This is a genomic window from Neorhizobium alkalisoli (assembly GCF_002968635.1).
GTDB classification, from domain to species: Bacteria; Pseudomonadota; Alphaproteobacteria; order Rhizobiales; family Rhizobiaceae; genus Neorhizobium; species Neorhizobium alkalisoli.
In genome coordinates, this window is sequence record NZ_PVBN01000005.1 from 104,946 (window position 1) to 118,868 (window position 13,923).

General features: G+C 60.4%; 16 protein-coding genes. 8 read left to right on the forward strand and 8 right to left on the reverse strand.

From position 1 onward, the window contains the following. Positions 1-215 precede the first annotated feature (215 nt). The 3 genes from C5L13_RS12835 (at position 216) to C5L13_RS12845 (ending at position 1,120) form a co-directional block, all read left to right on the forward strand. The gene (locus C5L13_RS12835; RefSeq protein WP_105383686.1) at positions 216-479 is read left to right on the forward strand and encodes a spike base protein, RCAP_Rcc01079 family; all 264 of its coding nucleotides are present in this window, start codon (positions 216-218) and stop codon (positions 477-479) included. Positions 480-497: 18 nt separating this feature from the next. Further along, positions 498-815, forward strand: a complete 318-nt coding sequence (locus C5L13_RS12840) for a hypothetical protein (RefSeq protein WP_105383687.1) — start codon at positions 498-500, stop codon at positions 813-815. Between the two features lie 74 nt (positions 816-889). After that, positions 890-1,120 (forward strand): hypothetical protein, encoded by a 231-nt coding sequence (locus C5L13_RS12845; RefSeq protein ID WP_105383688.1) that lies wholly within the window; start codon positions 890-892, stop codon positions 1,118-1,120. A gap of 19 nt (positions 1,121-1,139) precedes the next feature. Here the strand turns inward: C5L13_RS12845 and C5L13_RS12850 are convergent, their stop codons facing one another. After that, the gene (locus tag C5L13_RS12850) at positions 1,140-2,999 is read right to left on the reverse strand and encodes a hypothetical protein (protein ID WP_105383689.1); all 1,860 of its coding nucleotides are present in this window, start codon (positions 2,997-2,999) and stop codon (positions 1,140-1,142) included. A 117-nt stretch (positions 3,000-3,116) separates the two neighbouring features. On the opposite strand from C5L13_RS12850, the gene C5L13_RS12855 reads away from it, so the two are divergent. Together C5L13_RS12855 and C5L13_RS12860 are read left to right on the forward strand one after the other, a co-directional pair. After that, complete coding sequence (locus C5L13_RS12855; protein WP_105383690.1) at positions 3,117-4,121, forward strand: glycosyltransferase; 1,005 nt, start codon at positions 3,117-3,119, stop codon at positions 4,119-4,121. Further along, positions 4,118-4,492, forward strand: a complete 375-nt coding sequence (locus C5L13_RS12860) for a GtrA family protein (RefSeq protein WP_105383691.1) — start codon at positions 4,118-4,120, stop codon at positions 4,490-4,492. The genes C5L13_RS12855 and C5L13_RS12860 overlap by 4 nt, the downstream gene beginning before the upstream one ends. Positions 4,493-4,498: 6 nt before the next feature. Here the strand turns inward: C5L13_RS12860 and C5L13_RS12865 are convergent, their stop codons facing one another. After that, positions 4,499-5,485 (reverse strand): Gfo/Idh/MocA family protein, encoded by a 987-nt coding sequence (locus C5L13_RS12865; RefSeq protein ID WP_105383692.1) that lies wholly within the window; start codon positions 5,483-5,485, stop codon positions 4,499-4,501. Between the two features lie 194 nt (positions 5,486-5,679). On the opposite strand from C5L13_RS12865, the gene C5L13_RS12870 reads away from it, so the two are divergent. From C5L13_RS12870 to C5L13_RS12880, 3 genes are read left to right on the forward strand one after another with little or no spacing between them, the layout of a single operon-like run. Then, complete coding sequence (locus C5L13_RS12870) at positions 5,680-6,630, forward strand: aldo/keto reductase (protein WP_105383693.1); 951 nt, start codon at positions 5,680-5,682, stop codon at positions 6,628-6,630. Between the two features lie 51 nt (positions 6,631-6,681). Then, the gene (locus tag C5L13_RS12875; RefSeq protein WP_105383694.1) at positions 6,682-7,680 is read left to right on the forward strand and encodes an aldo/keto reductase; all 999 of its coding nucleotides are present in this window, start codon (positions 6,682-6,684) and stop codon (positions 7,678-7,680) included. Positions 7,681-7,738: 58 nt separating this feature from the next. Then, positions 7,739-8,098, forward strand: coding sequence for a nuclear transport factor 2 family protein (locus C5L13_RS12880; protein ID WP_105383695.1), 360 nt, complete (start codon positions 7,739-7,741; stop codon positions 8,096-8,098). A gap of 11 nt (positions 8,099-8,109) precedes the next feature. Here the strand turns inward: C5L13_RS12880 and C5L13_RS12885 are convergent, their stop codons facing one another. The 6 genes from C5L13_RS12885 to infC all read right to left on the reverse strand — a co-directional run bounded on the left by C5L13_RS12885 (position 8,110) and on the right by infC (position 13,828). Beyond that, positions 8,110-8,727: a hypothetical protein gene (locus C5L13_RS12885; RefSeq protein WP_105383696.1), complete on the reverse strand. Its 618-nt coding sequence runs from the start codon at positions 8,725-8,727 to the stop codon at positions 8,110-8,112. A gap of 70 nt (positions 8,728-8,797) precedes the next feature. Further along, positions 8,798-11,221 carry a phenylalanine--tRNA ligase subunit beta gene (gene pheT / locus C5L13_RS12890; RefSeq protein ID WP_105383697.1) on the reverse strand — a complete coding sequence of 808 codons (2,424 nt, stop codon included), beginning with the start codon at positions 11,219-11,221 and terminating at the stop codon, positions 8,798-8,800. A gap of 14 nt (positions 11,222-11,235) precedes the next feature. Next, a complete protein-coding gene (pheS, locus tag C5L13_RS12895) occupies positions 11,236-12,318 on the reverse strand; it encodes a phenylalanine--tRNA ligase subunit alpha (RefSeq protein WP_105383698.1) in 1,083 nt (360 codons plus the stop codon). A gap of 128 nt (positions 12,319-12,446) precedes the next feature. After that, a complete protein-coding gene (gene rplT, locus C5L13_RS12900) occupies positions 12,447-12,851 on the reverse strand; it encodes a 50S ribosomal protein L20 (RefSeq protein WP_007751833.1) in 405 nt (134 codons plus the stop codon). A gap of 40 nt (positions 12,852-12,891) precedes the next feature. After that, positions 12,892-13,095 (reverse strand): 50S ribosomal protein L35, encoded by a 204-nt coding sequence (gene rpmI / locus C5L13_RS12905; RefSeq protein ID WP_046793986.1) that lies wholly within the window; start codon positions 13,093-13,095, stop codon positions 12,892-12,894. A 196-nt stretch (positions 13,096-13,291) separates the two neighbouring features. Further along, positions 13,292-13,828 carry a translation initiation factor IF-3 gene (gene infC / locus C5L13_RS12910; RefSeq protein ID WP_245422982.1) on the reverse strand — a complete coding sequence of 179 codons (537 nt, stop codon included), beginning with the start codon at positions 13,826-13,828 and terminating at the stop codon, positions 13,292-13,294. Positions 13,829-13,923: the final 95 nt, after the last annotated feature.

Consider the following 13,923-nt stretch of genomic DNA (forward strand, 5'->3'; position numbering starts at 1 on the left):
AGGCAACTTCCTGCGGCACCTCGGCAACGTCGTTCTCGGTGCGAGGACCTATCAACTGCTTGAGGGCGCTCCTTTTCTTTTTTCGCCTCGGCTACATCTTGTCCTGGAGAACGGCCTGCCACTTCCGGACCACACGATATCTCGCGCCTGCGATTTCCCCGGGGAGCAGAGGAGAGCGACAATGGCAACGAACGACATTCAAGGAGATTTCGCTCATGCCAGACCGTTTCGCCAATTCCGAAGCCTCTCTTTCCGGACCAGCCTCGTCCGGCTTTTCCATTTCACCCAGCGACGTCAACGCCCTGCCGGAGACGACGCGGGCGCTCTATATCGGAGCAGGCGGCAGTCTTTCGATGCGGATGCTTTCTGGCGAAACCCTGACGCTTTCGAACGTCACATCGGGAAGCCTGCTCCCGCTCCGGGTCACCCATGTCTTTGCAACCGGAACAACGGCAGGGGCGATCGCCGGGCTGCTCTGACGACGAAGATAGCCTATCATGCAGCCTGAACGTCTGTTGCTTCGCTTCCAGGACCGGCCACAGGCGGTTTCCGTGCTGAGCGCGATCGGCATTCCCGAGGATGCCATTCCCAACGACGGCACGCTCCATGAAACCACAGGCGAAACAGCCGCATTCGAAGGTGAAGTGGTTGCCCTGACATCTGCCATGTCGGGCTACCACATCAACCTCGTCTGGAGGGGAGAGGTACCGCACGCATTGAGGCCGCACGTCTTGCCTGATGCGTTCGCAGCCCGATTTTCCGATTCTGCTGTGGGTCAAATCGAGCCAATTCCGCCCGAAACAGGGAATTTTTGAACGGAAGCGGGTAAACATTTCTTAGGAGGTGCTCCATATGCTTCCGGCAACACAGGGCAAAACGGAGATTCAAGGTGCTCTTCTTGACCGCTGCATCGATAGGCATCTGTGCCGGCATCATGCGGTCTGCCTTCTCCATTGCCTTCGTCGCCTTCCTGATCGTCTTGACTTTCGCGCTCGCGACAATCACCTCGCCCGGCCCAGCATCCTATCTCAATCTGCTGATCGCCATGCTCGGCTATAATGCAGGCCTTATCAATTTCCTTGCAGGCTTCCTGATCGTACGGCGTCTGCGTACCGCCTGATCCAAGGCCGCTCTTCAGATCAATTGCCTGCCCGCAGTACCCGATAGAGCTGGAAACCTTCGCTGCTGGTTTCCTCTGCCGGCTGCAGATAGCCCGGCACTTCGCCGCGTGCGAGTCCCGCATAAAGGCCATCTGCCTTCAGGCGGATCAGGCTCTGCGTCTGTGGGTCCGTCTTGCAAAACGCCACGATCGTCACACCTGCCCCTCTGAGGAAAGCCTCGGCCTCCGCTGGCGGGGCGAGACCGATATGCAGTTCCGTCAGCATGCCTCTCTGGTTGCGATGGTAGGGGGCAGACAGGACCCTGTGCGGCGTCCAGCGCAGGATTTCCGCTCCGCTGTTCGACGGGGCGGCGATCACACCGGTGTCGAGTGCATTGAGACCGACCATGTCTGCGGCGCTGCCGCACTCGCCCGTCTCGGCATGGGTCTCTCCCGGCGGGGAAAGCGCGGAGAAGTCGAAGCCGTCTCTCCAGCCGTTGATCACGATCACGCCACCAAAAGCCCACATGATCGGCACGGAAGCCAAAACCGTGCTCGCATAACCGAGCGCAAGGCCAATATGTTTTGGTTTGGCTGCCGCACGCTGCCTGAGGTCTGCGATCAACAGCGACAACGGCAGAATGCTCAGCATATTGGCAAAGAACGCACCGCGCACCTGCAACAACGCCACGCCCCACGAGACGCCGATGAGGGCTGCAAGGATGAAATGGAGTTCGGGCGCTTCACCTCTAAGGCTGCGGCAGAGACATATCACGATGGCAAAGAAGCCCACCGCGTAGAAGCCGGCCGCGACGCCGGGTTCGGCGGCGATCTCTGCCAGGAACGGCCGCGCCTCGGTCACGGCCTTCAGCCATAACTCTACAAGCATGGGATCCAGCGATCCGAGCGGATCCCCGAGGCAGGCCGGCGCGACGAGGAAAGCAGCCAGAAGGACAAGACCGCCGGTTATCGCGATCAACAGCAAGCGCCCGGTTCGCGTGGGCGCTCTCGGCAGGCTCGCCATGAGGAAAAGTGCCGCGCCCCCCAGCGCCGAGAGCGTATAAAAGCCGAAAGAGAGATTGTCGCAAGTGACGACGCCATAAGAATGTGGCGGCACCGTCAGGAAGAAAAAGGCTGAAATCGACAAGGTCAGAGAAAGGCCGAAGGCACGCGCGGGACGGGCGAATGCCTCTCCATGCCACAGCCACTGCAGCGCGACGATAATGCAGGCAACGGCCACGAGCGGGGTGGTCTCGGCACCGATGGCCATGGCCAGGCCGCCAGCGAAGGCCGCAGCCGCATAACTTAGAACCCTCTTGTCCGGATCAACCAGCATGGCGGCGATCCACATCGACAAGACGAGCTGGACGTTGTGATGATCGAGCGCCCCGGGGGAGAAGCGCACGCAGGTGAAAATGAAAATCGCACCAAGCCCGAGCCCGATATGCATTGCGGGCGCGCCGCCGAGCCGCCGGCAGGCTAGGCCAAGCGGGAGAAGCAGGAAAGGCATCAGCAGGATCGGCCAGAGCGTCGCCGCCACAGCCTCCGCCTGAGACGGCTCCAGAACCAGCGAAAACAGCCTGATCAGCGCCGCGATCGGCAGATCGACCAGACGCGACCAATGCATCAGGGTGCCTTCAGCAAGCCCGAGCCGGTATTGCATCAGGTCGAACCAGTTCTGGCCTGCCAGGAAATCGCGCACCTCGACGAGCCGCATGACATCGTCGTTGTCGCGGCCGATATAGTCCTCGCTTCTTGGAAGAAAGATGAGAAGGCTCATTGCGGCAGTCGTCAGCCAATAAACTGCGACCGAGGGCAACAACCTGGAGAACAACGGCGCGACCAACCGATCCGCCGCAATTCCACCGGGTCTGTCCGTCGTGTTTTCCGCCATAATCATCCGGGAAGTTTCATCTGTTGAGGTAGCAGAAACCTAGCCTTAACCTTCCCAAGAAATAGTAAAGCCAACGGCGCAGGCAGTCCCTGCGTCGGATTTTCCGTGTATCGAGTGAAAATCATGAACGACGCGCTGACAGGCCATCCGGATATTGCCATCCTGCTGCCCTGCTACAATGAAGCAACGACGATCGCGTCCGTTGTCCGCGGTTTCCGGGAAACGCTTCCGCGTGCGCGCATCTATGTCTACGACAACAACTCCACCGACGGCACGGCGCTGCAGGCCATGCTCGCCGGCGCAGAGGTGATGCGCGAACGACGGCAGGGCAAGGGTCATGTGGTGCGGCGGATGTTTGCCGATATCGAGGCCGATATCTACGTGATGGCCGACGGCGACGGCACCTATGCGCCGCAGGATGCCGAAGAGCTGATCCGCACACTGCTGACGGAACGCGCCGACATGGTGGTCGGCACTCGCCGGGGCGTACATGCCGATGCCGGGCGCCAGGGCCATGCAGTCGGCAACAGGCTGTTCAATCTCCTCTACCGGACGATCTTCGGATCCGACTTCACCGACATCTTTTCCGGCTACCGTGCCTTCTCGCGGCGGTTCGTCAAAAGCTTCCCCGCCGTTTCCGGGGGCTTCGAAATCGAGACCGAGATGTCGGTTCATGCCTCCCGGCTCAAGTTGCCGGTCTGCGAGATCGAACTCGATTATGGTCGGCGTCCTGAAGGCTCGCATTCCAAGCTTTCGACATTCGGAGACGGCTTCAGAATTCTCTGGATGTTTGCCATGCTGATGAAGGAGACGCGGCCATTCGCTTTCTTCGGCATCATCAGTAGCGCCTTCATGGCGGCGAGCATGATCTTCATGGCGCCTGTACTCATCGCCTATTTTCAGACCGGCCTCGTCGAGCGGATGCCCACCTGGGTTTTCTCCCTGGTGCTGATGCTGATGTCCTTGTTGATATTTACCGCAGCACTGATCCTCGATTCTGTCTCGCGGGCCCGCGCTGAACAGCTTCGCATCCAGTACATCAACCTGCCACAACGCGGGATCTCGTCTGAGCCGCAGCCGAAAACGCTTTCCGATACACGCACCAGAACCGACAAGAGTGCGGCATGAAACGGCTCTTCTGGTTCGTGGTTGCCGGCGGCAGCGGGTTTCTCGTGGATGCCGCCCTTACCCAGGTCCTCATCACCGTCCTCGGGCTCAGCCCCTTTGCTGCCCGCGTTCCGGCAATCATGGCGGCCATGGCCTGGACCTGGTTCATCAACCGCAACCGCACGTTCGGCCGCTCCCGCCATTCACTGGCAGTCGAAGGCTTCCGTTACTGGGCGGTCGGGATCACTTCGGCGCTTCTCAACTACGCCGTCTATTCCCTGCTGCTCTATCGTGTACCCTTCCTGCAGCCCGTGGTGGCGATCGTTTTTGCATCGCTCGCCGCCATGCTCTACAGCTTTTTCGGCTATTCGCGCTTCGTCTTCCGCCAATAGTCGGCCTCAGATCTTTTCCCAGCTGTCGTGCTCACTCGCGCGGTAGATAGCATCGATAAAACGCTGGTTCAGGAGCGAGTTTTCGAGCGTCACCACCTCAGCCGGCTCACCCTTGACGGCACGCGCGAACGCTTCCGCCTGCCGGCGATACTGGCGGCTGTCCTGGAAACGGAAAATCTGGGAAACATTGTGCTTCTGATTGGTGAGTTCAATCTCTTCCGCGCCCCAGCGATCGGCGTTGAAGGGGGACTTCACCTCGATATAACCGTCCGTTCCATGGAAAACCATGACCTGGCGCCCGGCCATCTGGGTCGCGATATAGAAAGTCATTTCGAACGAGCCGAAGTCGGCCTTGACGCTCGAATAGATGTCGGTGCCGAACTCCGGATCCCGTCTCGTCACGGCCTGCACACGCGCAGGCTCGGCGCCCGTCACGAAGCGGGTCGTGATGGTCGGGTAAACGCCGATATCCGGCAGAGCTCCACCGCCGAGTTCGGGAATGTTGCGCATGTTGGAAGGGTCGCGGTTGAAATAGGTGAAGGCGCCCTGCACCTGCCTCAACTCGCCGATCGCTTGATCCTTGAGAAGCTCGCGCACCTTCAGCCAGACCGGCGCATAGGTCACCATGAAGGCTTCCGCGATCAGCACGTTGTGACGGTCGCGCGCCGCAATCAGCTTTTCGATCTCGCTTGCCTTGAGCGCAATCGGCTTTTCACAGAGCACGTGCTTGCCGGCTTCCGCAGCCTTCAGCGACCATTCCACATGCTGGCTCGTCGGCAGCGGGATATAGACTGCATCGATGACATCAGAGGCCAGCATTTCCTCATAGGAACCAAAGGCATGCGGGGCGCCGAAGCGGTCGGCCATAGCGCGGGCCTTGACGAGATCGCGGCTGGCAATCGCAGTCACAACACAGTTTTCGGCGTCCTGAATAGCCGGCACCACCAGTTCGCGACCGATCCTCGCGGTCGACAGGATTCCAAAGCACAGCATAGGGCCCTCCATCACACATTGCGGGGCCGCACCATATTAAGCCGCTCCGAGAGGCGCAATGGACGCAAGAGTCGCTCGCGCTTGAAAAAGTGATCGGACGCTCGAAATAGAAGCTGGTCGGCGGCGGAACATCCGTTAATCTCGGGTTCCTTTCCTACACCTATCCGCTCATCTAGAAATTTTGGAGAAATGTCATGGAGCTGCGCGCACTCGGCCGGACGGGCCTTTCCATTTCCCCTGTCGTTTTCGGAGGCAACGTGTTCGGCTGGACAGCGGACGAGAAAACCTCCTTCGATATGCTCGACCTCTTTTTCGACGGGGGGTTCAACACGATCGACACCGCCGATGCCTACAGCCGCTGGGTCCCCGGCCATCAGGGCGGAGAGTCGGAGGCGATCATCGGCAGATGGCTGAAGAAAAGCGGGCGCTCGCGCGACAAGGCGATCATCGTCACCAAGGTTGGCTCGGACATGGGTCAGGGAAAGAGAGACCTCTCGGCCAAGTGGATCCTCGAAGAAGCCGACAATTCGCTACGCCGCCTGCAGACGGATTATATCGACCTCTATCTCGCCCATTGGCCCGATGAGACTACCTCTCATGAGGAAACGCTCGGCGCCTTCGCGAAGCTCAAGGAACAGGGCAAGATCCGCGCGATCGGCTGCTCTAACTACGACGCCAAGATGATGCAGGATTCTTTCGACGTTGCCGGAAAATCCGGCCTACCCCGCTACGATGTGCTCCAACCGGAATATAACCTCTATACCCGGAACACCTTCGAAGGACCGCTTGCCGACCTCTGCATCCGGGAGGATATCGGCGTCATCAACTATTTCGGCCTCGCCTCGGGCTTCCTGACCGGCAAATACCGCGATAAGTCGGATGCGGAAGGCAAGGCCCGCGGCGGCCGCGCGCTTACCTATCTCAACGACAAGGGCTACCGCATCCTTGCCGCTCTCGATGAGGTGGCCGTCGAGACCAATACCGAACATGCCTCGATCGCGCTTGCCTGGCTCATTCAGCGGCCGGGCGTCACCGCACCGATCGCCAGCGCCACCAGTGTCGATCAACTCGACGCGATCATTGCCGCCGGCAATCTCAAGCTTTCCGACGACCAGATGAAACTGCTCAACGAAGCAGGCGCCTGATATCCCGGCACCCCGCGCCTGCCGTTATTCCGCTCGCACAGGAGAATCCCCATGAAAACGAGGAAGCTCGGAAAAGAACTCGACGTCTCTGCAATCGGCCTCGGCTGCATGGGCATGAGCCATGCCTATGGAGGCCAGGACGAACAGGAATCCATCCGAACCCTGCACCGGGCCGTGGAGGTCGGCGTGACATTCTTCGACACCGCGGAAGTCTATGGACCTTTCGTCAACGAGGAACTCGTCGGCCGTGCCCTCAAACCGTTCCGCAGCAAGGTCGTGATCGCGACCAAGTTCGGCTTCCGGATCGATCCGGAAAAGAAAGATTCCAGTGCCATGTCCGGCCTCGACAGCCGGCCGGAACATGTGCGCGACGTGGCGGAAGCATCGCTCAAGCGGCTCGGCATCGAAGTCATCGACCTCTTCTATCAGCACCGCGTCGATCCGGATGTCCCGATCGAGGATACCGTCGGCGCCATGGCGGACCTCGTAAAAGAGGGCAAGGTAAGGGCGCTCGGGCTTTCCGAGGCGGGAGCCGACATCATTCGCCGCGCCCATGCGGTGCATCCGATCTCGGCGCTGCAGAGCGAGTATTCGCTCTGGACGCGCGATCCGGAGGGCGAGATCCTCGATACCTGCCGCGAGCTCGGCATCGGTTTTGTTCCCTTCAGCCCGCTCGGCCGCGGGTTCCTGACCGGCAAGATCCAGAGCCCCGACCAGTTCGGCGCAAATGATTTCCGCAGCTCGCTTCCCCGCTTCAGCGCGGAGAACATGGCGGCCAACGCTGCTGTGGTGAAATTGCTTGAGGAGATGGCCGCCGACAAGGGCGTGACGGCTGCACAGCTTGCGCTTGCCTGGGTGCTGCATCAGGGGGATTTCATTGTACCTATTCCGGGCGCACGAAAAATTCCGCATCTCGAACAGAACGTCGCGGCGACGGAGATCGCGCTCTCGGCGGAGGAGATAAAAACGCTGGGAGACATGCTGGCGCCTGAGAAATTTTCCGGCGCACGCTACGGGCAGCAGGCGGCGGCCTGGACCCCGAAGCGGTGATAGCGCCCGTCTGGACTGGCTTTGACTCCGCGCTATACTTCTTTCAGGAGGTACGGACATGTCGGAAGAACAGGCAGTCCAGGCGGTCGTCCATCTTTATGTTGACGGGATGACGTTTGCCCATGAAGGGGCACTTCGCAAGGCTTTCCACCCGAAGGCCTGCATCATCGGCAATTACGAAGGCACCGTCGAATGGTTGTCGCTTGACGACTTTATCGCTGCGATTGCCTCGGAAGGCGCCGCGCCCGCCGATACCCAGCCCCTCATCCAGATCGAGGCGCTCGACGTTACCGGCGACGCCGCGACCGTGAAAGTGGTCGACGAGTTCGCCGGCATGCGCTTTTCCGACTATCTCTCACTCCTGAAGATCGACGGACGCTGGATGATCGTCAACAAGCTTTACTACCTACATTCCTGACGGCCTGCGGATTATCGTTTCAGCTCGGGAAAGCCTGCATAGGCTTCGGAATGGTCACCCTCGTTGTTGGCCATGCCGATCTTGGTGAGCACGCCGCGCGGCTCGGCAAAGCTGCGGATACGGCGCGCCGGCTTTTCGTGCCACTGGATGTTCATCGCCCAGAGCTTCGGAAAGACCATGATCGACGAATAAGGCAGGTGATCGTGTATCCACCAGGCGAGCTTCTGCCAATCGCCCTCCCGCTCGTAGTTATCAATCAGCCAAGACACCACGACACAGGCCGTGGCGCCCATGAAGCCCTTGGCGTCACGCCGGTCCCAGATATGGTCTGCCGCCGTGTTGGCGTTGGATGAGCAGTTAAGGTTGTTTCGGTTGCCAAATTCGTTGACCTCGGCCGACCGGTAACCGGAGCGCAGGTGCAGCCTGCCGAATGTCGCCTGGAGCGGCTCCAGCAGTTCTTCGCAAAGATGACGGCCGGCCTCTATCGCCAGATCCGGATCTTCCGGAATGTTAGGAATGCCGTAGAAGTTGGCGATCTCGGAAAACAGGAAATCGCGAAAGAAGAAATTCTTTGACAACCTGACGCGGCCGAGTTCCTCCAGCCCCTTCATCGATCCTGGTACGCGCATCGTCCCTCCAGCAAAAAGCCTGCTCCCGAAGGAACAGGCTATCTTTCAAGAGTGATTCAGACCACCCGTTTCAGGCGCGCAAAACGCCGCCTGTCGTCTTTTCGACATTGGCGACGATCTTGGCCGTCAGTGTCTCGAAGTCCTCGTCGGTCAGCGTGCGCTCGACCGGCTGGATCAGCACTTCGATCGCCACCGACTTCCTGCCCTCGCCGAGCGACGCGCCTTCGAAGATGTCGAAGACATTGACGCCCGTAATCAGCTTGCGGTCGGCACTCGTAGCCGCCTTGACGATCGCGCCGGCTTCCACATCGCTTCCCACGACGAAAGCGAAGTCGCGCTTCACCACCTGGAAGGGCGAAAGCTCGAGCGGTGGCTTGGTGCGGGTGGCCTTCTTCTTCGGCTCCGGCATGGCATCGAGGAAGATTTCGAAGCCGCACAGCGCGCCGGAGACATCAAGAGAACCCAGCGTCTTCGGATGGAATTCGCCGAAATAGCCGAGCACGACCTTCGGGCCCATCTTGATCGTGCCGGAGCGGCCGGGATGATACCATTCCGGCGCGCCCTTCTCGATCTGGACATTGGTCATCGGTAGGCCGCAGGCCTCGACGACGGCCAGCGCATCGGCTTTCGCGTCGAAGACATCGACCGGCTTACCACCGCCCTTGGCCGCATTCGACCAGGAACGGCCGGCGCCGTTCAGCGAGGCCGTGCCGCGACGTACACCGCCGGCCACACGCCGCTGGCCTTCCGGCTTGTCGTTCTCATAAGTGCCGGAGACCTCGAAGATCGCCACGTCGCCAAAGCCCTTGTCGGCATTGCGCTGCGCGGCCGTCAGCAGGCCCGGCAGAAGCGACGGCCGCATGTCCGACATATCGGCCGCGATCGGGTTTGCGAGCTTCAATTCGCGCTGGCCACCGCCGAAGAGCTTGGCCTGATCCTCGGGAATGAAGGACCAGGTGACCGCCTCCAGCATGCCGCGGGAAGCGAGCGCCCGCTTGGCCGTGCGGGTGCGCACCTGCAGGATGGTCAAAATCTTGGCGTTGACGCTCGAAAGCTTGTCGATCGGCTCGGGCTTGATCTGGTCGACGCCGTGGATGCGCATGACCTCTTCCACAAGGTCGGCCTTACCATCCACATCCGGCCGCCAGGAAGGAACGGTCACAGAAACGCGCTCGCCCGATCCCTGCACGGTGAAACCGAGACGGGTCAGGATCTGCCGGCTTTCCTCCGTCGAGACCTCCAGCCCCGTCAGACGCTTTACCTCCGAGAAGGGAAAATCGACCACTTTCGGCTGATGGCCTCTGTAGCCGACGACTTTTGCTTCCGCCGCCGTACCGCCGCAGAGCTGCAGCACCAGCTCGGTCGTGCGCTCGAGACCCGGCACCATATATTCCGGATCGACGCCCCGTTCGAACCGATAGCGCGCATCGGTGATGATGCCGAGAGAACGACCGGTCTTGGCAATGTTGATCGGGTCCCAGAGAGCGCCTTCGATCAGCACGTCGGTCGTATTCTCGTCGCAGCCGGAATGCTCGCCGCCCATGATCCCGCCGATCGACTCGACACCGTCTTCGTCGGCGATGACGACGTTGTTCGGGTTGAGCTTGTACTCGCGCGTATCGAGCGCCAACACGTTCTCACCTTCCAATGCACGCCGCACAGTCAGGCCACCCTTCACCTTGGCGGCGTCGAAGACGTGCATCGGCCGGCCCTGGTCGAAGGTCATGTAATTGGTGATGTCGACCAGCGCATTGATCGGGCGAAGACCGATTGCCTTCAGCCGCTGCTGCATCCAGACGGGGCTCGGGCCGTTCTTGACGCCGCGCACGAGGCGCAGGCCGAAGCCAGGGCAAAGTCGTTCATCGTCGAGCACGATCTTGAGGCCGACGGAGGTCTCGCCTTCCGTCCTGAAGGACGGTTTCGCCCGCGGCTTCAGCGTGCCGAGGCCGGCGGCGGCGAGATCGCGCGCGATACCATGGATCGAGGTGCAATCCGGACGGTTCGGCGTCAGGTTGATCTCGATGACCGGGTCATCGAGGCCCGCATAGGAGGCGAAGGGCGTGCCGACCGGCGCATCCTCTGGCAGATCGATGATCCCCTCGTGATTGTCCGACATGTCGAGCTCTTTTTCCGAGCACATCATGCCGTGGCTTTCGACGCCGCGGATATTGCCGACGGCGAGCGTCACGTCGATGCCTGGAACATAGGTGCCAGGTTTCGCAAACGCACCGACCAGGCCGGCGCGGGCGTTCGGCGCGCCGCAGACGACCTGCACCGGCTTGCCGTCACCGGCATCGACCATCAGCACCTTCAGCCGGTCGGCGGACGGATGCTTTTCGGCGGAAACGACCTTGGCGATCACGAAAGGCTTGTAGGCCGCCTTGTCGTCGACGTCCTCGACTTCAAGGCCGATCGCCGTCAGGCGCTCGCAGATCTCATTGAGGGTGGCATCCGTCTCCAGATGATCCTTCAGCCAGGAAAGCGTGAATTTCATGTGTCAATCCTCCCTTAAGCGCTCAAACCGCCGAACAGCGTCGGCATGTCGAGCGGGCGGAAGCCGTAGTGGTTCATCCAGCGGACATCGGCGTTGAAGAAGTCGCGCAGGTCCGGCATGCCATATTTCAGCATCGCGATACGGTCGAGGCCCATGCCCCAGGCAAAACCCTGGAACTCGTCGGGGTCCAGCCCGCCGGCCTTCAGCACGTTCGGGTGCACCATGCCGCAGCCTAAAATTTCCATCCAGTCGGTGCCCTCGCCGAACTTGACGATCGGACCGGAGCGGTCGCACTGGATGTCCACCTCGAACGACGGCTCTGTGAACGGGAAGAAGGACGGGCGGAAGCGCATCGTCACTGACGGCACTTCGAAGAACGCCTTGCAGAATTCCTCCAGGATCCAGCGCATGTGGCCGACATGCGACTTGCGGTCGACGACCAGCCCCTCGACCTGATGGAACATCGGCGAGTGCGTGGCGTCGCTGTCCTGGCGATAGGTCTTGCCCGGAATGATAATCCGGATCGGCGGTTTCTCAGCTTCCATCGTGCGTATCTGCACCGGCGAGGTATGGGTGCGCAAAACCTTGCGCTCGCCGTTTTCGTCGGGCTGGAAGAAGAAGGTGTCGTGCATTTCGCGGGCAGGATGACCTTCCGGGAAATTGAGCGCCGTGAAGTTGTAGTAGTCGGTCTCGACGTCCGGACCTTCGGCGATCGAGAAGCCCATATCGCCAAAGATCGCCGTGATCTCGTCGACAATCTGGCTGATCGGATGGATGCGTCCGCGCTCGGCGGGCGAAGATCGCACCGGCAGAGATATGTCGACCGTTTCCGCTCTCAGCCGGGCGTCGATCGCAGCATCCTTCAGCACCGTCTTGCGGGTGGTGATCGCGTCGGTGATCTCATTCTTCAACGCATTGATCGACGCTCCGCGCGTCTGGCGCTCTTCCGGCGACATCGAGCCCAATGTCTTCAAAAGCTCGGAGACGGAGCCCTTCTTGCCGAGGGCACCGACGCGTACGGCCTCGATCGCCGCCTCGTCGCCGGCACCGGCGATTTCCGCCAGAAGCGAGGTTTTCAGGTTTTCCAGATCGGACATGATTTCTTCCGTTTGATACTCGGCGAGGTATAGGGCGAGGTCGTGACGGGCAAAAGAAAAACCCGCGCCAGCCGTAACCAGCGCGGGTTTCCCAAAATCAGTAAAGCAATAAGCTTGGGAAGCGCTGGTTAACGAACCGCGCTTTCAAACTCGTTGGTGGTGCCGGCGTCCTTGAGGTATTCCAGCGCCTTCTTGGAAGCGGCAACCAGAGCGCCGAATGCTTCCGGCTCATGGATTGCCATGTCGGACAGAACCTTGCGGTCGACTTCGATGCCGGCCTTGTTGAGGCCGTCGATGAAGCGGCCATAGGTGAGGCCGAATTCGCGGACGGCAGCGTTGATGCGCTGGATCCACAGGGCGCGGAAATTCCGCTTCTTGACGCGGCGGTCGCGCGTGGCGAACTGCCTGGAGCGATCCACAGCGGCCTTGGCTGCGCGGATCGTGTTCTTGCGGCGGCCGTAGAAGCCCTTGGCTGCCTTCAAAGTCTTGGTGTGCTTGGCGCGGGAAGTGACGCCCCGTTTTACGCGTGCCATATCATGATCTCCTTAACTGATCCAAAAGTGACGAGGGGTCTCAGAGACCGTTCGGCAGGTAGTTCTTGATAACCTTCTTGCCATCTGGTTCGGCAAGGATCATCGTTCCGCGTGCATCGCGGATGAACTTGTTGGACCGCTTGATCATGCCGTGGCGCTTGCCGGCGGCGGCTGCAACGACTTTGCCGGTTGCAGTGACCTTGAACCGCTTCTTGGCAGCGGACTTCGTCTTCATCTTGGGCATTTTGCTACTCCATTCTTGTATCGAAACCGGCAGACGAGGCTGGCTTCAAGCATTTAGAACGGCCACGGCATGCCCTGCCGGACCGTTCGGACGCGCGCTTATAACCGCAGTCGGTCAAAAGCGCAATGGGGAAAGAAAGCGCGGTAAAAACCCGGCTGGACTGCCGGTAATCCGCAAGCAGGCGGGTGACCGGCGCTTATTTCGGCGCCAGCACCATCATCATCTGGCGGCCTTCGAGCTTCGGTTCGGCTTCCACCTTGGCAATTTCCGTGGTGTCGTCCTTTACCTGAAGCAGAAGCTTCATGCCGAGCTCCTGGTGGGCCATTTCACGGCCGCGGAACTTCAGCGTCACCTTGACCTTGTCGCCGTCTTCGAAGAAGCGGTTCATCGCCTTCATCTTCACCTCATAATCATGGGTGTCGATGTTGGGGCGCATCTTGATTTCTTTGATTTCGACGATCTTCTGCTTCTTGCGGGCTTCGGCCGCCTTCTTCTGGTTCGCATATTTCAGCTTGCCGAGGTCGAGGATCTTGCACACCGGCGGTTCGGTGTTCGGCGAGATCTCGACGAGATCTAGGCCGGCCTCTTCTGCCATGCGGAGAGCCTGGTCGGTCGGAACCACACCGAGGTTCTGTCCTTCGGCATCGATAAGCTGGACCTTGGGAATGCGAATTTCCCTGTTGGAGCGCGGCCCCTCCTTGACGGGGGCATCGGCTTTGAATGGTCTGCGAATGGTCGTATTCTCCATGTTGTTTCGGAACGCAAGCGACGACTTTTGCTCGCCCGGCATGCGACCGAGGGCAATGTCGTGATCACTCGCGCGAAGTC